This window comes from Litoreibacter sp. JB4-2 (genome assembly GCF_055693445.1).
On the sequence record NZ_CM146334.1, the window covers coordinates 543,488 to 561,844 of the forward strand.

At 58.6% G+C, this 18,357-nt stretch carries 16 protein-coding genes and 2 pseudogenes; 11 read left to right on the forward strand and 7 right to left on the reverse strand.

Going from position 1 to position 18,357, the window contains the following annotated elements:
• Positions 1–5: 5 nt before the first annotated feature.
• Positions 6–1,517 (forward strand): anthranilate synthase component I, encoded by a 1,512-nt coding sequence (trpE, locus tag ACZ1G7_RS02685; protein ID WP_472662098.1) that lies wholly within the window; start codon positions 6–8, stop codon positions 1,515–1,517.
• Between the two features lie 4 nt (positions 1,518–1,521).
• Here the strand turns inward: trpE and ACZ1G7_RS02690 are convergent, their stop codons facing one another.
• Positions 1,522–3,288 (reverse strand): divergent polysaccharide deacetylase family protein, encoded by a 1,767-nt coding sequence (locus tag ACZ1G7_RS02690; RefSeq protein WP_472662100.1) that lies wholly within the window; start codon positions 3,286–3,288, stop codon positions 1,522–1,524.
• Positions 3,289–3,404: 116 nt separating this feature from the next.
• Between ACZ1G7_RS02690 and ACZ1G7_RS02695 the strand changes: the two genes are divergently transcribed.
• From ACZ1G7_RS02695 to lexA, 6 genes and pseudogenes are all read left to right on the forward strand, one after another.
• Positions 3,405–3,986 (forward strand): anthranilate synthase component II, encoded by a 582-nt coding sequence (locus ACZ1G7_RS02695; protein ID WP_472662102.1) that lies wholly within the window; start codon positions 3,405–3,407, stop codon positions 3,984–3,986.
• Entirely contained in the window at positions 3,983–5,002 is a 1,020-nt protein-coding gene (gene trpD / locus ACZ1G7_RS02700) for an anthranilate phosphoribosyltransferase (RefSeq protein ID WP_472662104.1), read from the forward strand. The genes ACZ1G7_RS02695 and trpD overlap by 4 nt, the downstream gene beginning before the upstream one ends.
• Positions 4,999–5,814 (forward strand): indole-3-glycerol phosphate synthase TrpC, encoded by an 816-nt coding sequence (gene trpC / locus ACZ1G7_RS02705; RefSeq protein WP_472662106.1) that lies wholly within the window; start codon positions 4,999–5,001, stop codon positions 5,812–5,814. Before trpD ends, trpC begins: the two co-directional genes overlap by 4 nt.
• Positions 5,815–6,288, forward strand: a complete 474-nt coding sequence (moaC, locus tag ACZ1G7_RS02710) for a cyclic pyranopterin monophosphate synthase MoaC (protein ID WP_472662108.1) — start codon at positions 5,815–5,817, stop codon at positions 6,286–6,288.
• Complete coding sequence (locus ACZ1G7_RS02715; protein ID WP_472662110.1) at positions 6,285–7,460, forward strand: molybdopterin molybdotransferase MoeA; 1,176 nt, start codon at positions 6,285–6,287, stop codon at positions 7,458–7,460. Before moaC ends, ACZ1G7_RS02715 begins: the two co-directional genes overlap by 4 nt.
• Positions 7,461–7,541: 81 nt before the next feature.
• Positions 7,542–8,247 (forward strand): annotated as a pseudogene (gene lexA, locus ACZ1G7_RS02720) (transcriptional repressor LexA).
• 12 nt (positions 8,248–8,259) lie between these two features.
• On the opposite strand, the gene ACZ1G7_RS02725 reads toward lexA, so the two are convergent.
• Positions 8,260–10,341, reverse strand: coding sequence for a ComEC/Rec2 family competence protein (locus ACZ1G7_RS02725; RefSeq protein ID WP_472662112.1), 2,082 nt, complete (start codon positions 10,339–10,341; stop codon positions 8,260–8,262).
• Positions 10,342–10,416: 75 nt separating this feature from the next.
• Here ACZ1G7_RS02725 and gltX point away from each other — a divergent pair, with 75 nt between their 5' ends.
• From gltX to ACZ1G7_RS02745, 4 genes and pseudogenes are all read left to right on the forward strand, one after another.
• On the forward strand, positions 10,417–11,820 hold the full coding sequence (gene gltX / locus ACZ1G7_RS02730) for a glutamate--tRNA ligase (RefSeq protein ID WP_472662113.1): 1,404 nt from the start codon (positions 10,417–10,419) through the stop codon (positions 11,818–11,820).
• A 124-nt stretch (positions 11,821–11,944) separates the two neighbouring features.
• A pseudogene (gene gltA / locus ACZ1G7_RS02735) lies at positions 11,945–13,235 on the forward strand (citrate synthase).
• A 146-nt stretch (positions 13,236–13,381) separates the two neighbouring features.
• Positions 13,382–14,035, forward strand: coding sequence for an alternative oxidase (locus tag ACZ1G7_RS02740; RefSeq protein ID WP_472662115.1), 654 nt, complete (start codon positions 13,382–13,384; stop codon positions 14,033–14,035).
• Positions 14,036–14,239: 204 nt separating this feature from the next.
• Complete coding sequence (locus tag ACZ1G7_RS02745; RefSeq protein WP_472662117.1) at positions 14,240–14,800, forward strand: DUF2087 domain-containing protein; 561 nt, start codon at positions 14,240–14,242, stop codon at positions 14,798–14,800.
• Here the strand turns inward: ACZ1G7_RS02745 and ACZ1G7_RS02750 are convergent.
• The 5 genes from ACZ1G7_RS02750 to argC form a co-directional block, all read right to left on the reverse strand.
• On the reverse strand, positions 14,797–15,573 hold the full coding sequence (locus ACZ1G7_RS02750) for an enoyl-CoA hydratase-related protein (protein ID WP_472662119.1): 777 nt from the start codon (positions 15,571–15,573) through the stop codon (positions 14,797–14,799). The two genes, ACZ1G7_RS02745 and ACZ1G7_RS02750, sit on opposite strands and share 4 nt — an antisense overlap.
• Positions 15,574–15,660: 87 nt before the next feature.
• Positions 15,661–16,158: a holin family protein gene (locus ACZ1G7_RS02755; protein ID WP_472662121.1), complete on the reverse strand. Its 498-nt coding sequence runs from the start codon at positions 16,156–16,158 to the stop codon at positions 15,661–15,663.
• Positions 16,149–16,760, reverse strand: a complete 612-nt coding sequence (locus tag ACZ1G7_RS02760) for a holin-associated N-acetylmuramidase (RefSeq protein WP_472662123.1) — start codon at positions 16,758–16,760, stop codon at positions 16,149–16,151. The genes ACZ1G7_RS02755 and ACZ1G7_RS02760 overlap by 10 nt, the downstream gene beginning before the upstream one ends.
• A gap of 94 nt (positions 16,761–16,854) precedes the next feature.
• A complete protein-coding gene (gene ccmE, locus ACZ1G7_RS02765) occupies positions 16,855–17,304 on the reverse strand; it encodes a cytochrome c maturation protein CcmE (RefSeq protein WP_472662125.1) in 450 nt (149 codons plus the stop codon).
• 10 nt (positions 17,305–17,314) lie between these two features.
• A complete protein-coding gene (gene argC, locus ACZ1G7_RS02770) occupies positions 17,315–18,343 on the reverse strand; it encodes an N-acetyl-gamma-glutamyl-phosphate reductase (RefSeq protein ID WP_472662127.1) in 1,029 nt (342 codons plus the stop codon).
• Between the last annotated feature and the right edge of the window lie 14 nt (positions 18,344–18,357).

Consider the following 18,357-nt stretch of genomic DNA (forward strand, 5'->3'; position numbering starts at 1 on the left):
GCAGCATGGCGATCCTTCCATCGTTTGACGCGTTTTCCGCCGCCTTTGACGCGGGGCAAAACCAGCTTGTCTACACACGCCTGGCTGCCGATCTGGACACGCCTGTCTCACTGATGCTCAAGCTCGCCGATGCCCAGCCGGACAGTTTCATCTTAGAATCCGTGACTGGCGGTGAGGTGCGCGGGCGCTATTCGATCATCGGGATGAAACCGGACCTGATCTGGCGCTGCCACGGGCAAACGTCAGAGTTGAACCGCCAAGCCCGTTTTGATCGCGCCGCCTTTGAACCTTGCGCAGATGACCCGCTCAGCGCCATTCGCGCGCTGTTGGCTGAAAGCAAGATCGACCTACCAACAGAGCTGCCCGCCGCCGCCGCAGGCCTTTTTGGCTATCTCGGCTATGACATGATCCGGTTGGTCGAACATCTGCCAAACGTAAACCCAGACGTACTAGGCGTGCCCGATGCGGTGCTCATGCGCCCGTCTGTCGTGGCCGTGCTGGACGGGGTCAAGGGGGAGGTGATCATTTGCTCCCCCGCATGGACCGCACCCGGTATCTCTGCCAAGGCCGCCTATGCCCAGGCAGCGGAACGCGTGATGGATGCCGTGCGCGATCTCGACCGTGCACCGCGCGCGATGCCGCAAGACCTGAATGATGAAGCGGCAACAGCCGAACCCGTCTCGAATTTCACGCAAGCGGGCTATCACGCTGCTGTGGAGGCCGCGAAAGACTATATCCGCGCGGGCGACATTTTTCAGGTTGTCCCGTCGCAACGCTGGACGCAAGATTTCACGTTGCCGCCGTTTTCGCTCTACCGCGCCCTGCGTCGGACGAACCCGTCCCCATTCATGTTCTACTTCAACATGGACGGTTTCGACATCGTCGGCGCCAGCCCCGAAATCCTCGTCCGCGTCTTCGGCAAGGAAGTCACCATCCGCCCGATCGCAGGCACCCGCAAACGCGGCGCGACCCCCGCGGAAGACAAAGCGCTCGAAGAAGACCTGCTTGCCGACCAGAAGGAGCTGGCAGAACATCTGATGCTGCTCGATCTGGGTCGCAATGACACTGGCAAAGTCTCCAAGATCGGCACCGTCCATCCGACAGAAAAATTCATCATCGAACGCTACAGCCACGTGATGCACATAGTCTCAAACGTTGTTGGTGAATTGTCGGATGACCAGGATGCGCTGTCCGCGCTGCTGTCAGGCCTGCCTGCGGGTACCGTTTCAGGCGCGCCAAAAGTCCGCGCCATGGAAATCATTGACGAGTTGGAGCCAGAAAAGCGCGGCATCTATGGTGGCGGGTGCGGCTATTTCTCAGCCGGGGGCGATATGGATATGTGCATCGCGCTCAGAACTGCCGTTGTCAAAGACCAAAAGCTCTACACTCAGGCGGGTGGCGGCGTTGTCTTTGACAGCGACCCTGAAGCCGAGTTCGAAGAAACCGTCAACAAAGCCAAAGCCATCCGCATGGCCGCCGCGCAGGCCGAAAACTTCACCCGGCGCGGCAACGCATAGGCAGTTAAGACGCGTCGTCGATAAGGATTTTCGACACAGGAACAATGCTCAGCGCGTTGTTTTTAGCGCTCAGCGACCATTCCAACAGCGTCGTTACGGTCTCGGGATAGGTGTGCCCCAACACGATGACGCTGCCATCCTTTGATGCGTTAAACCCGGCACGATCCAACGTGCGTTTGATCGTCGGCCCGCTTTCAGACTTCGCATCCAGAACACGGAACACAGAGCCAGCTTCGACGTCTGCGCGGCGCGCGGTCTGCTGTGCGGAATTCAACCCGCGGCTGAACGTGACCAAGCCATGACCCGATTGTTGCAAGCGCCCCAAGACTGAATCCAGCAATCCCCGGCTTGACTGCAAACGCCCATCAAGGGTGTCGAGCACGGCGATTGCTTCCGGCAAAGTGCTGAAATAGCTGTCCATCGCGACCTCAACATCGCTGGGTGCGGCGCTCGTAGGCAGGTCTGCAGGCATGGCCAAGACCTCGATCCCGGCGGCGCGGTAGGCTGCCGCACGGGCGCCAGCGTCGGACGCCACAGGATCAATCGCGACCGAGAATGGAAAGGCCAGATCCGTCAGTTGATCAACCGACATACCCGCCTCGCCCGCATCAATCAAAATCACGCTGAGCAGGCCCTGATCCGGGCTGATTTCAAACCCACTGGCGGCATAGGCACGCAAAGCGCCGGATGCGGGTGCAGCGGCTACAGGGGCCGCCGCGTCATCGCTCTCAGGCGCGTCACCCCCGCCAAGCGACGGAAGCCGCCCGGTGACAACCCCCGCGGACGGGCGCACGGTTTTTGGAACACCAATCGTGATCCCGGCACCAGATGACGGCTCAGGTACTGCTTCGGGTTCCGCTGTGTCATCAGCCGGGGCGTCTTCTTCCGGCTCTTGAGTGATCGATGGCAAAGCCGACCGTTTTTGACCTGCAGCCGTGATTTCGATCAAGGGGGCGGTGCTGCCTTCCTCGCTCAACGCGCCACTGATTGACGGAATATCAACCGGCTGCGGGCTCGGTGATGTCAGTTCGGTGTCTGCCCGCGCCACGAAAAGCGGTGCGTCTTGGGAATTATCAGTGCTCTCGGCAAGCGCCGCAGGAGCTGCGGGGTCGACAGCCGGGTCAACAGGGCTTTCACCAATACTACCGGCCAATTCCGCAGCCGGTTCCGCGACCAGTTCGGGCGCAGGCGCCGGGTCAATCGTGACCTCGCTGACCTCTGTCGGGACGTAGGGTTTGGTCGGTGCGACCTCGGCCAATGTTGCCGGTGCCTCCGCCTGAGCATCCGGCGCATCCGCTGCAACTTCGTTCACGGGTTCATGAATGATGATAAGCGGTTCTTTGGCTGCAGGCGCCTCGCTTGCCTCAGCAAGCTCCTCAGCCGTCTCTTCAACAACTGCTTTCGGTGCTTCGACGATCTCGACCTCCGGCGTTTCCTGAATGGGTTCCGGTGCTTCTGCCACATCCTCTTGCGGTTCGACCACAACAACCGGCTCAACAGCCGCATCTTCCTGCGTCTCAACTGGCGCTACGGCATCGGTGCTCGCCGCGGGCAGTTTCTCGACCGCGTCATCTTCTTGGTTGATCTCGGCGCTGCGCTCGGCGGAAAGCGGCGCATATAGCGACAAAACGGCCAAAACAACTGCGCCAGTGACGCCGCCCCATATGGCACCGGAAAGAAAGCCTTTGCCCATGAAATCTGCTCCTCGTTTCAATTGCACCCAAAATTTGGTGCGGCCCCGTTCATTTTCTAGCGCGATCAGCGGGCGCATGCCCTTGACCCCGACGCGTGGCTCTGAGCATTTATACCGCGACAGGCAGGGTGCCGAAACCTTTTTTGCCGACAAGCCACATCGGGGCATGCCACCGTCCCAAAACAGAGACATATATGCTGCTACTCATCGATAACTACGACAGCTTTACTTACAATTTGGTTCACTACCTGGGCGAATTGGGGGCCGAGGTCGTCGTAAAGCGCAATGACGCAATAGATGTGCAGCAAGCCATGGCGATGAAGCCTGCTGGCGTGGTGCTGTCGCCCGGTCCGTGCGACCCGAGCCAGGCGGGCATTTGCCTTGCGATGGTTGAGGCTGCGGCCGAAACGAACATGCCGCTCTTTGGGGTCTGCCTTGGTCACCAATCTATCGGTCAGGCCTTTGGCGGCAAAGTGGTGCGCCATAGTGAGATCGTGCATGGCAAGATGGGCACCATCAATCACAATAATACAAGCGTCTTCAAAGGCTTGCCGCAAGGTTTTGAAGCAACCCGCTACCATTCGCTCGTCGTGGACCGCGAAGGCCTGCCCGACGCGCTTAAGGTCACGGCAGAGCTTGATGACGGCACGATCATGGGCCTGCAGCATCGCAGCAAACCAATCCACGGGGTGCAGTTTCACCCTGAAAGCATCGCCTCTGAGCATGGTCACCAATTGCTGCAAAACTTCCTCAACGCAATGAAGGTTCCGGCATGAGCGATGGGTTAAAGCCGCTGATCGGTGCGGCCGCTGAACGTACGCTCAGCCGTGACGAAGCGGAGCGCGCTTTCTCGATCCTGTTCGAAGGCGCAGCAACACCCTCGCAGATCGGCGGATTTTTGATGGCTTTGCGTACGCGTGGCGAAACGGTCGAAGAATACGCCGCAGCAGCAGCCGTCATGCGCGCCAAATGCAACCCGGTCGTGGCCCCTGTGGGGGCGATGGACATTGTTGGCACCGGCGGCGACGGCAAAGGCACCTTGAATATTTCCACCGCCACGGCGTTTGTGGTGGCAGGTGCCGGTGTGACCGTCGCCAAACACGGCAACCGCAACCTGTCGTCAAAATCCGGCGCGGCAGACGCGCTCGGCGCGATGGGGGTCAATGTCATGGTCGGCGCAGATGTTGTTGAACGCGCCATTAACGAGATCGGTATCGGGTTCATGATGGCGCCCATGCATCACCCCGCGATCGCGCATGTGATGCCAACCCGGGCGGAGCTTGGCACACGCACTATTTTCAACATCCTCGGCCCGCTGACCAACCCGGCGGGCGTGAAACGCCAGCTGACCGGCGCGTTTTCTGCCGATTTGATCGGACCTATGGCACAAACGCTGCAGGCCTTGGGGTCAGAGAAAGCCTGGCTCGTCCATGGTGGCGACGGCACGGATGAGCTATCAATCTCCGCGCCCTCCCAAGTGGCAAAGCTCGAAGATGGTCGCGTCACGATGGCTGAAATTGCGCCAGAAGATGCTGGCCTCGCCCCGCGCCCGTTCGAAGAAATCATCGGCGGAACGCCACAAGAAAACGCCGCCGCCTTTACGGCCCTTTTGGATGGAGCCGCATCAGCCTATCGCGAGGCGGTTTTGCTCAACGCGGCCGCGGCGCTCGTCGTTGCAGATAAGGCAAGCTCCCTACCAGAAGGTGTTGAACTTGCAAAAGAAAGCATCGACAGTGGCGCCGCCAAAACCAAAGTCGTCAACCTCGCACACCTGACGTCGGAGGCCGCATGAGCATCCCCAGCATTCTGGAAAAAATCAAAGCCTATAAGCTTGACCATGTCGCGCAGTGCAAAGCTGCCAAGTCATACGAGGATATCTTGGCCGAGGCACAGGCAACCCCTGCCCCACGTGGTTTTTACGACCAGCTGAGCGAGGCCGCCTCTCGCGACTACGGGCTAATCGCCGAGATTAAGAAAGCCAGCCCGTCCAAAGGCTTGATCCGCGAAGATTTCGACGTGCCTAGCTTGGCAGAAGCTTACAAAGAAGGTGGCGCAGCCTGCCTGTCTATCCTGACCGATGGCCCGTCTTTCCAGGGCGATGACAGCTACCTGATGGCGGCACGCGACGTCGTTGAACTGCCGATCCTGCGCAAGGACTTCATGTACGATCCCTATCAGGTGGTCGAAGCGCGTGCCTTGGGCGCTGATTGCATTCTGATCATCATGGCTTCCGTCTCAGACGCGCAAGCGGTTGAGCTGGAAGACGCGGCCACGGGCATGGGGCTCGACGTATTGGTGGAAGTCCACAATGCCGAGGAACTTGACCGCGCAGGCGTTCTGAAAAGCCCGATGCTGGGCATCAACAACCGCGATCTGAACACGTTTGACGTCACGCTCGACACCACCCGAACGCTGGCCAAACGCGTCCCAGCCGACAAGTTGATCATCGCAGAAAGCGGCATTTTTGAACCGGATGATCTGGCCGAGCTTGCGCAATATGGCGCGCGCTCCTTCCTGATCGGCGAAAGCCTGATGCGACAGGATGATGTAGCCGGTGCCACGCGACACATCCTCAGCAAAAAACCTTTTACCAGAGGCATGTAGATGGCAAAGCTTACCCATTTTGACGGTAAGGGTGACGCCCATATGGTCGATGTATCCGACAAGAACGTCACCGACCGTATCGCCGTTGCACATGGCGCTGTGATCATGCAGGCGGACACGCTGGCGCTGGTCACTGAAGGCACCGCCAAAAAAGGTGACGTGTTGGGCGTCGCGCGGCTGGCAGGCATCATGGGCGCGAAGAAATGCGGCGATCTGATCCCGTTGTGCCACCCTTTGCCAATCACGAAGGTCGCTGTTGAATTGACCCCTGACCCGGCCCTGCCCGGCATCCGGATTGAAGCGACCGTCAAAACCACCGGCCAAACCGGGGTCGAGATGGAGGCCCTGACCGCCGTCTCAACATCCGCCCTGACCGTCTATGACATGCTCAAAGCCGCTGAAAAGACGATGGAAATCACGCAAGTGAAGGTCGTTCTCAAAGACGGCGGCAAATCAGGACGGTTTGAGGCGTGATCACCGTCTCCGAGGCATTGAACGCGCTTTTTGCACTCGTGACACCGCTGCCTTTGGAAACCATTTCGCTCCATGACGCCGCAGGCCGCGTGCTTGCCAAAGACGCGGTTGCGACCCGCGCGCAGCCGCCATTCGCTGTATCGGCCATGGATGGCTACGTGATCTCTGACCGTGCCGTTCCAGGAAAGACATTCAAACTGATTGGTGAGGCCGCAGCAGGCCACCACTTCACAGGCCAAATCAGTGCCGGTGAAACGGTGCGCATCTTTACTGGCGCGCTGGTACCCGATGGCGGTTCACGCGTGATCATTCAGGAAGATGTGACGCGGGATGGCGACTTCATCACCCTTGGCCCAAAGCTGGATAACAACAAGCATATCAGGCCCGCTGGCGGCGACTTTCTCACCGGCGCGCGACTTGAAGCGCCACTATTTTTGAGCCCTGCGCGGCTCGCCCTGCTGGCATCCATGAACTGCGCCGAGGTTCAGGTGAAACGCCGCCCGACAATTGCCCTGATTGCCACAGGCGATGAGCTGGTGATGCCGGGTGAAGCCCCGGCCCGCGACCAAATCATAGCCTCCAACACATTCGGGCTTCGCGCTATGTTTGAAGCCGCCGGTGCGCAGGTGCGCATGATCCCGATTGCCAAGGACACTGATAGCTCGCTCGCGCAGGCATTAGAATTGGCGCAAGGCAATGACCTGATCATCACCATCGGCGGGGCCTCCGTCGGCGATCATGACATCGTCGGACGCGTCGCCCAAAATCAAGGGCTGCAGCGTGCCTTCTACAAAGTCGCCATGCGCCCCGGAAAACCGCTCATGGCCGGGCGTATTGGATCATCCGTCCTAATCGGACTTCCCGGAAACCCCGTGTCTTCAATGGTTTGCGGCGAGGTATTCATCCTTCCACTACTCAAAAAAATGCAAGGCTTCAAGGCTGAACCCCGGCGCCGCACACGCGGGCGTTTGACCAAAGACCTGCCCGCCAATGGACCGCGAGAACACTACATGCGCGCCCGCCATCACCCTGATACCGCTCAGGTCCAAGCTTTTGAGCGTCAAGATAGCTCTTTGTTAACCGTTCTGTCGGAAGCTAACGCTCTGATCGTGCGCCCGCCCAATGACAGGGCGCGGCTGGTGGACGAACTGGTGGACTACATTCCTGTTTAGGGTTTGTTTACCTATTCGTTGACACAAAACAAGAACGTGGGTAGAACATTCGTGAACACTGTCCATGAGGGAGTTCGAGCAATGCTGACAAAGAAACAGCTGGACCTGTTGAGATTTATCCATACCCGCGTGCAACGCGACGGGGTGACCCCAAGCTTTGACGAGATGAAAGATGCGCTGGATCTGCGCTCCAAATCTGGCATCCATCGGTTGATCACGGCGCTTGAAGAACGCGGCTTCATCCAACGTCTTGCCCACCGGGCCCGCGCGATTGAGATTGTGAAGCTGCCCGATGCAATCGATGGCGGCGTCTTGGCGCAGCCGAAAGGGTTCCGCCCCAAAGTGATCGAGGGCGACAAGGTCGATGCGCCGCGCTCCTCCATGCCGGTCTCCGACATCCACGCGATGGAATTGCCCGTCATGGGCCGGATTGCTGCCGGTACGCCGATTGAAGCGATCAGCGAGGTGTCATCCCATGTCGCTGTCCCCGGCACGATGCTGTCGGGCAACGGGCATCACTATGCACTTGAAGTTAAGGGCGATTCTGATGATTGAAGCCGGCATCAATGATGGCGACGTCGTGGTGATCCGGGAACAAAACACCGCCAATAACGGCGACATCGTTGTGGCCTTGGTCGAAGACGCTGAAGCCACGCTGAAACGCTTCCGCCGCCATGGGTCATCGATTGCGTTAGAACCTGCCAATGTGAACTATGAGACGCGCGTCCTGCCGGATGACATGGTCAAAGTGCAGGGGCGTTTGGTCGGGTTGATCCGCTCTTACTGAGTTAACCCCGCACTAATCAGACCACAGGCGCGCGCCCCGCAGGTCGCGCGTCGTAACTATATTCAAACCAGTCTCGGTCGGGCTGATAGCAAGCGCACCTGATCTGCGCAGGCTTGTGGCCGTGATCGCATCGCAAGGCAGATCAGCCTTCAAGCGCGGTAAAACCAGTAGATCGGCCTTGCCGCAAAGACGTTCCGCCGCGCGCGCTTCCATGTTTTTGTCGTTCACAAATAGAATCTGCGCGTCTCCCACCGACAGCATCGCCTCGTTGCGATCAAACCCCGCGCGTTCCCAAGACATCGTTTGATCGGCCGCGTCGCCATCATTTTCCAGCCAAGCGCCAGCCAGAAATCCCTCGCCCTTGGGTTTGTTCACGGCGCGGCCCTCCGTCGTCAAAATGCCAAACAAGGTGCCCGTATCGGCCACCAACAGCACCGGCCGCTCCGTGCTTGCCCATAACCCGAATGCCGCGGCGAGCACGACACCGCCAGACAGCCGCCACTTGGTACGCAACAAACACAATAGCGCGCCGCCCAAGCCCAGCAGCGGCAACACCCAAGGGCGCGGCGACGGGTAAAGGCGCAACGCGCTGTCCCAGCCCGCCACGGTTTCCGCGACAAAGATGATCCAGCGCACGCCCAGCTGCATGATGTGCAAACCTGCACCTTCCAGACCGAAGGGTGACAACACCGCAGCCAACACGGCGCCGGGCATCACCACCATCCCCATAACGGGCACCGATGCCAGATTCGCGACGAGGCCCCATTGCGCCATTTGGTTGAAATGCAGCGCACCAAAAGGTGCCGTCGCCAGCCCCGCAATCGCGGATGAAATCACCAAAGAGGCAAAGTTTCGGAACCATCTCGGCCAGCCCAACATCAATTGACGGTCGCGGATCTCGGCAAACACGGCCACCAGCGCGGTTGTCGCGGCAAACGACATTTGAAACCCCGGCCCCGCAAGGCTGTCGGGCCGGATTCCCAACACAATCAGCGCCGCAATCGCAACAGCACGCAAGGTCAGCGCACGCTTGTCCAAACAGACCGCTAGCAACATGACAGCAACCATAATGAAGGCGCGCTGCGTGGCCACGCTGGCGCCTGAAATGCCCAAATAGCAAAACGCCGCGACAAATGCCGCAATGGCCGCGATCTTTTTTGGCTGGCAGCGCATCGCAATCGAGGGCCGAAAGGCAAACCCCAACCTGATCAGCGCGAAAACCACCCCCGTCAGCATCCCCATATGCATACCTGAGATGGCCAGTAGATGCGCAAGGTTCGACGCCCTCAATGCCTCCAACGCCTTCTTGTCTATGTCTGATCGGTCGCCTGTGATGATCGCGCTCGCAAAGGCGCCTTCGCGAGGGGACATGCGCGATTTGATCGCCTCCGACAAGCGCATCCGGAACGCAAAAAGCCGCATGGAAAAACTGCGCAGCTCCGCGGGGCTTTGCAGCAATACAGGCACACGGGTGTAGCCTACCGCGCCTAATTGCATGAACCACGCATGGCGCTGAAAGTCGAAACCGCCGGGTTCGACCGGGCCGGATGGCGGCGAAAGATGGCCCGTCATCATCAGGATCTGGCCCGGTTTCGGGTCCACAAAGGGCTGTTCGCCATGAAACGACACCCGCACACGCTTGGGCCGCTTTGCCGGCGCGATACGGTCCAAACGTACCTGATCGAGCGTGACCCGCAACGCCTCTGACGCGGAACGGTCTATCGCCACGACCCGGCCTTCAATCGGGCCGTAATAGCGATATTCCAAAACAGGTGCCGCAATCCTTTGGCTATGCAGCCCGGCCATCCCAAAGCCGATGCTGGCGAAGCATAAGGCCCATGCCAGTGGCAGTGCGCGCGGTTGCATCCGCAGCAGCATCGGAAGAAGCGCGCCCGCGACAATCAGGGTCCAGAACAGCGTCTCAGGTGGCTCAGATCTCAGCGAGAAATACGTGCCGACGCCCGCGCCAAAATAGATCGGCAGCCACAAAAACACCTGATTGCGGGCCATATATTGCAAGGCCAGCCCGTTTTGCACGCCGCTTGACGCAAATCTCGTCGAAACTGTCCCGTGGGCTGGACTTGTTTCCGTCATAAGACCGGCCTAAACACCCTGCTAAACATCGCTGATAGTAGCGATTTCTTGGTTTCCAAAAGGTTAAGCATCCAGATGTCTGACACACCGGTCGTCACCCGTTTCGCCCCGTCCCCCACCGGCTTTCTGCATATTGGCGGCGCGCGCACTGCGTTGTTCAACTGGCTCTATGCGCGCGGGCGTGGCGGAAAATTCCTGCTGCGCATCGAAGACACGGACCGCGCCAGATCGACGCCCGAGGCCACGCAGGCGATCCTTGATGGGCTGACATGGTTGGGCCTTGATTGGGACGGCGACGCCACATCGCAATTTGAAGCCGCCGCGCGCCACGTGGAGATCGCCAATCACCTGCTGGATCAGGGCAAAGCCTATAAATGCTTCTCAACCCAGGACGAAATCGCCGCATTCCGCGAAGCCGCCAAGGCGGAAGGCAAGTCAACACTGTTCCGCTCCCCCTGGCGTGACGTGGACGCGGCGGACCACCCCGACCTGCCCTTCGCGATCCGCATCAAAGCCCCGCAAACCGGCGCAATCAGCATCAACGACGCAGTGCAAGGCGCAGTGACGTGGAAGGCCGAGACGCTGGATGACATGATCCTGTTACGCTCCGATGGCACACCGGTTTACATGTTGGCGGTTGTTGTCGATGACCATGATATGGGTGTGACCCACGTGATCCGGGGCGATGATCACCTGGCCAATGCCGCGCGTCAGTCGATGATCTACACAGCGATGGGATGGGACCTGCCGACATTTTCGCATATCCCTTTGATCCACGGGCCCGACGGCAAAAAGCTCAGCAAACGCCACGGCGCGTTGGGCGTCGAGGAATACGCGGCCATGGGCTACACGCCCGCCGGGCTGCGCAATTATCTCGCGCGCTTGGGCTGGAGCCACGGCGATGATGAGGTCTTCACCGACGCGCAGGCTCTGGATTGGTTTGACCTGTCGGGGATCGGCAAAGCCCCTGCCCGGCTGGATTTTAAGAAAATGGAAAACATTTGCGGGCACCACATCGCCATGAGCGATGACAACACTTTGATGCATGACATTGACGCCTTTATTTCGCAAAGCGATGCGCCCAATCTTTCGCAACCGCAGAAAGATGCGTTGCGTGCGGCCTTGCCGGTGCTGAAAGGCAACGCAAAAACGCTTGGCGCCCTTTTGGATAAGGCGCATTTCGCGCTGGGCAGCCGGCCCTTCACGCCCGACGAGAAGGCCGAAAAGCATCTAAATTCTGTATCCCGTGGTATACTGAAGGAATTGACGCCGCAGTTGCAAACTGCTACTTGGGCGCGTGAAACGCTCGAAAGCGTTTTGAACGAATTCGCCGCATCCAAGGAGATGGGTTTCGGTAAGTTAGCCGGGCCGCTGCGTGCTGCGCTGTCCGGGCGTGCTGTGTCTCCCAGTGTCTTCGACATGATGATGCTGATCGGGCAGGAGGAAACTCTGGCCCGCCTTCAAGACGCTCAGGGGTAGCGCCTCCTTGCGTCAACTCGGGTCCGCCCGGTTTGAAACATAAACTTGGGCCGTCTGCGGCCCGATCCAACAGGACCGGGACGGATCGCCAACAGCGTCCCGCAAAATTCGAAGAGGTGTCAGAATGGCAGATAGATCCGCGAAATTAACCTTCGACGGCAAGGAAATTGAATTGCCAATCCTGTCGCCCACCGCCGGCCCTGATGTCTTGGATATCACCAAGCTCTATGCGCAAGGTGGCGTCTTCACCTATGACCCCGGCTTCACGTCGACGGCGGCCTGCGACAGCACGATCACCTTCATCGACGGCATCAAGGGTGAGCTTTTGCATCGCGGCTACCCAATTGACCAGCTGGCCGAAGATCTCGCATTACTTAGAAGTTTGCTACGTGCTGCTTTACGGCGACTTGCCCTCCGCCCAGCAGCTTGAAGATTTTGAAACTCTGGTAACCAACCACACCATGCTGCATGAGCAGATGGTGTATTTCTACCGTGGTTTCCGCCGTGACGCGCATCCGATGGCGATCATGACCGGTGTGGTCGGCGCCATGTCCGCTTTCTACCACGACAGTACCGACATTTCCGACCCGCATCAGCGGGAGGTCGCCTCGATCCGCCTGATCGCAAAAATGCCGACCATCGCTGCCTGGGCCTACAAATTTTCCATCGGGCAGCCGTTCATCTACCCGCGCAATGATCTGGACTATGCGTCTAACTTCTTGCGCATGTGTTTCGCCGTCCCCGCCGAGGATTATCAGGTCAATCCGATCCTCAGCCGCGCCATGGACCGCATCTTCACGCTGCACGCGGATCATGAGCAGAACGCATCGACCTCGACCGTGCGTCTTGCGTCCTCCTCGGGTGCGAACCCGTTTGCCTGTATCGCCGCTGGTATCGCCTGCCTTTGGGGCCCGGCGCATGGCGGCGCAAACCAGGCCTGCCTCGAAATGCTGGAAGAAATCGGCACTGTTGACCGGATCCCCGAGTATATCGCCCGCGCCAAGGACAAGGACGATCCGTTCCGCCTGATGGGCTTTGGGCACCGCGTCTACAAAAACTTCGACCCGCGCGCCAAGGTCATGAAAAAGTCCGCCGATGAGGTGCTGGATCTGCTTGGCGTTGAAAACAACCCCAAGTTGCAGGTCGCTAAGGCTTTGGAAAAAGCCGCGCTGGAAGACCCGTATTTCACCGAGAAGAAACTGTTCCCAAATGTCGATTTCTATTCCGGCATCATTCTGGAAGCGATGGGGTTCCCAACCTCCATGTTCACGCCGATCTTCGCACTTGCGCGCACCGTCGGCTGGATTTCGCAGTGGAAAGAACAGCTTGCCGATCCGAAACTGAAAATCGGCCGCCCGCGTCAGCTCTATATGGGCGAGACGCTGCGTGACTATGTCGACATCGAAAAGCGCTAAACCGCTGAAAACCTGATTAAAAGCCGCTCTTTCAAGGGCGGCTTTTTTCGTTTGTGCCGGCGTATTTGTCGCAGTTCGGAACCCTACGAATGCGCTGGGGCAAGCCTATCTATGGAGTGTAACAGATAGGAGCACGAACCCCCGCGATGAAACACACAACCGACTTCAAGACAGCTGAAGCCGAATTTCAAACCGTCCACCATGCACCGCAAAATTTCAGCGATAAATTTGCCTATCGCCTTGTGAAATTCATGCGCGTATTCGCGGATAAGTTCTTCGCGGGACGTTACGGGCATCGCGCCGTTGTGTTGGAAACCGTTGCCGCCGTGCCCGGTATGGTTGGCGGGCTGTTGCAGCACCTCAAAGCCATTCGCCACATTCGCGACGATCAGGGCTGGATCAAGGAGCTGATCGAAGAAGCCGACAATGAACGCATGCACCTCATGACCTTCATCCACATTGCACAGCCCTCCCGGTTTGAGCGCGCTTTGATCATGATCACGCAGCTGGTGTTCTATAACGCCTACTTCTTCCTCTACCTGCTGGCACCCAAGGTTGCGCATCGCGTCGTCGGATATCTCGAAGAAGAAGCCGTCGTCAGCTACACGCAATATCTTGAACAGATCGACGCCGGGAATGTTGAAAACGTGCCCGCGCCGCAGATCGCAAAAGACTATTGGAACCTGCCTGACGATGCACGGCTGCGCGAGGTGGTCTTGGTGATCCGCGCTGATGAGGCCGAACACCGCGACACAAACCACCATTTCGCCAACCAGAGCGTCAAAGGCGAGATGAGTTAAGTTTTTCACATGCGGGCCTTGGCAAACGAGGCCCGCATGCGTATGACGCGCCCACGGGTCGGCAAGAACCCAGACGCCGTCAGCCCAAATGGGCCATGCTAAACCTTGCCATTGATCAAGACCTGAAGCCTTACTTTCATGGCGTCACGGTCGACAAGGACGGCTCTCGACCCCAATCTGACGCGATCTGAAAGGGAGAGGCTTATGTCCACTTCACCCCTACCCCTCGTGATCGAGGATCTGTCTAAATTTGCGCGTGCTTTGCGTGAAAACTGGCCTGCGGACACGCCGGGACAGGCGCAAACGCTTACTTTGATTGCCCGCGCAGCCGGCTATCGGAACCATCAAACGTTGAAGGCCGATATCGGTGCCCCTCAACCTGAGGCTGCATTGTCTGATCTTGAGACGCGCCGTTTGCGCGACGCGCTGCGTGTCTTCGATGTTGAGGGCCGCATGACCCGCTGGCCTTTGAAAACCTCTGTTCAGGGGCTTTGCCTAGCGGCGTTCTGGACCTCGCTGCCCGCACGCAAAGACCTCTCCGAGAAAGAGGTCAATGTCGCGATCCAAGCAGGGGAATGCTTTGGTGATCACGTCCTGATCCGCCGCTCACTCATTGAGCATGACATGGTGACGCGGCAAATCGATGGATCGCGCTACAGGCGGGTGGAACGCAAACCAACCCCGCTCGAACGGCATTTGATCAAAGCCATCTCGGAACGGCGTCAAGCGGCCTTGCGCGCGCCAATTGGCAGCGGAAGGCCCTAACGGCCTTCAAATCCCGCTGCACGTTTATCAAGAAAGGCCAAGACCCCCTCGCGAAAGTCGTGGGTCTTGCCCAACTCACCTTGTAGTTTCGCCTCAAGCAAAAGCTGCTTTTCCAAACCGTTCTCATATCCTTTGCGGATCGCTTGCTTGGCGCGCGAATAAGCCGCTGTGGGTCCGTTGGCCAATTGCGACGCGCGGTCTTTCCAGACGGTCGCGAAGTCTTCATCCGGCACCGCTTCCCAGATCATACCCCAGTCCGACGCCTGTTTGGCCGTAACCGGCTCCGCAAACAACGCCGCACCCATCGCCTTTGCCATGCCGATCTGGCGCGGCAAAAAGTAAGTCCCACCCGCATCCGGGATCAACCCGATCCGCGTGAAGGCCTGCAAGAACACCGCGCTTTCGGTCGCAATAACTACATCCGCCGACAGCGCCAAATTGGCGCCCGCCCCTGCCGCAGGGCCGTTTACGGCGGCAATAACAGGCAGTTGGCAGTCAATAATGGCGCGCAGCATTGGAATGTATTCATCGCGCAACGTGCGTTCCAGATCGATACGCGCCACGGTCGCGCGATCGCCTAAATCCTGGCCCGAACAAAACGCCCGCCCTCGGCCCGTCAGCACGATCACCCGCGCCTCCTTCTCAGCCGCTTTGACCGCATGCAAGATCTCAGCCCGCATTTGCGTGTTCAGCGCATTCATCACCTCGGGCCGCGCGAATTCGATCACGGCCATATGGTTGCGCACCGAATATTTCAGGGTTTCATATTGCATCAAAGGGCCCTCTTTCCTGCCATTGCTCGCAAAATAGCGAACTAAACGGTTTAGAAAAGAGGAACCTCCCGTCACACGTGGTTTATTTTACCCGCCACGCCGCGCGCGCCAGGCCTCAAGCGCTGCGTTCCCCTCCCGCGTGACGACTTTTTCAATTGGTGCGGCGCCCGGTTTTGGTGGGCGCAACCCGCTGCCCGGGCCACGCGCATAATGCAGCTCCCGCGCTCCAAAGTAGAAACTGACAATCGCGCCCAGCAACCACCACAAAGGTTCCGGCACCGAATTCAACCCCACCATGCGCGGCGCAAACCCTTCAGGATCAACCATCGCAAAAACGAACAGACCCAGCGTTCCCATCGCCAAAAACGGGCGCGGCAACCGGTTCAACCCATTCATAATGCTGTCAAACCAGCCAATCCGGCCGTATTGAAACTCCTTGCCATGCTGATCAAGCGCAGCCCGGTAGCTGTTATGCCCAAGGATCATCGCTTTCGTCGCGTTGGGTCGAAATCCATCGGCAACATTGGTGACAGCGCGGCCAACTTCGCCTACCCCGCCGCCCAAAATACGGCCAATCAAGCCCATTTCTTCGTCCGCGCTTGGTGCTGCTTCAGCGTCAAATGATAGGCTGTATCCATGAATTTTTCGGCCCGCGTGATCCAACCGCCCTTGCCTCCATCCCGGCGCCGCGCGTATTTGCGCGACGCTTTGCGGCGATCGCCAATGGCGTAATAGTAATTGCGCCGCGCGATACCATAAGCGTCGACCAGAAAATCATTGGCCGCGCCATGCGCTTCAAAACTCACACGGATCGTCTGCGGGCCAATCACGCCATCCTTAGACACGTCATAGCCCATTTCCTGCAGCAGGCCTTGCAGGATCCTCACCGCATTTGACCCCGCATTGACATACATGTCGTAAACGCTGGCCTGAATTGGCCCCGGCAAGGCGTCGATACGCGGACGACGATAATAGTGATCCTCAAAGATCTCGCCCGCTTGTTCGCGTGTCAGAGCTTTCACATCCGCGACCGAGACGCGCCCGTCGCCGGTCACGTCCAGCCCCAACCGGCGCATCGTGTGGATCGTGACTCCAAAATTTGTCGCCCCACCCGGATCGTCAGGGTCGTTTACATAGCCACCCTCGGCCCTGAGAATTTCTGCGGTGATGTCTTCGACATTGATCATGGCAATATCCCCTCGATGAATGCGAGCGGAGATTGCCTTGAATTGGTTAACGCGCTGAAACCGGGCCGCGCGGTGCCTGCCTGTTAAACAGCTGTTAAGCGTCAGGGTCTTGGTAGACGCCTTGCTCTTTCAGCGCGTCGATCACCTCGACGGGCATATAGGTTTCGTCATGTTTGGCAAAGATTGTATGGGCTTGGAAGACGTTGTTGACGTATTTTCCGGTAGCCACCGTGCCCTCACCCTCTTTGAACAGATCGGGGCGCGGCTCATTTCCTACATAGGCGACAGGCACCTCAGCATTGCCGTCCGTCACGGTAAAGGTAAACGCGAACCCTTCGCCATTGACGATGCTGTCCTCAACAACCAGGCCGCCGATCCGAAATTCTTCATTGGCACTGGGCGGGCTTTCGACCACTTGTGTGGGCGAATAGAAAAAGTTGATCCCGTCCCGCAGCGCATAGCCAATCGTGACTGTGGCAATCAAAAGCCCGACCACCGCCATGGCGATGATCTGGATCCGACGTTGTTTTTTCAGCCCGCGCATCTATGCCCTCTTACGGAAAGACAGGGGCCAACATCAGGCCCGCCGTCTCATCCTCACCTAGCATCAGATTGGCGTTTTGCAATGCCTGCCCCGATGACCCTTTAGTGAGGTTGTCGAGCGCGCAGATCACAATCGCACGCCCATCAATCCGGTCGGCCACCACGCTCAGATGCACGAAGTTTGACCCACGAATATGGCGCGTCGACGGCACGCCGCCCATGGGCAGCAGCTCAATGAACGGCTCACCCGCATACGAATTTTCAAAGGCGTTATGAATGGCTTGCGCGTCACCTTTTACATAGATCGTGGCCACGATACCCCGGTTCGACGGCAACAGGTGCGGCGTGAACTGAACCTTCACAGGCCGCCCTGCAATCGCGCTGAATTCTTGATCAAACTCCCCCAGATGCCGATGGGTCCCACCAACAGCGTAAGGATGCGCGCCTTCGGACAGCTCCGCATGCAGCAGGTTTTCCTTCAACGACCGCCCGGCCCCGGACACACCGGTTTTCAGATCAATGATGATCTCATCAAGATCAATCAACTCCGCCTCAATCAACGGCCGCAACGCATATTGACCGGTCGCTGCGTTGCAGCCCGTGCCCGCCACCAACCGCGCAGATTTAATCTGCTCACGGTAGAATTCCGTCAGCCCGTAAACCGCCTCCGCTTGCTGCGCCAGGGCGCTATGCGGATTGCCATACCATTTTTCGTACTCCGCAGGGTCGCGAAGCCGGAAATCAGCCGACAGATCGACAACTTTCAAATCAGCGGGCAGTTTGGAGATCACCTCCTGCGACGTCTTATGCGGCAAGGCGCAAAAACAAAGATCAATATCCGAGAAATCAATCTCGTCGATTTTTACCAGCGTCGGCAGGCTCAAATGGCGCAGATGCGGGAATACATCGGCCATAGCCATGCCCGCTTTGCGATCTGCCGACAGCGCCGCAATCGACATAGTGGGATGGGTGGCGATCAGCCGGACAAGCTCGGCACCGGTGTAGCCGGACGCACCAAGAATGGCGATTTTATGGGTCATGAGAACACTCACAG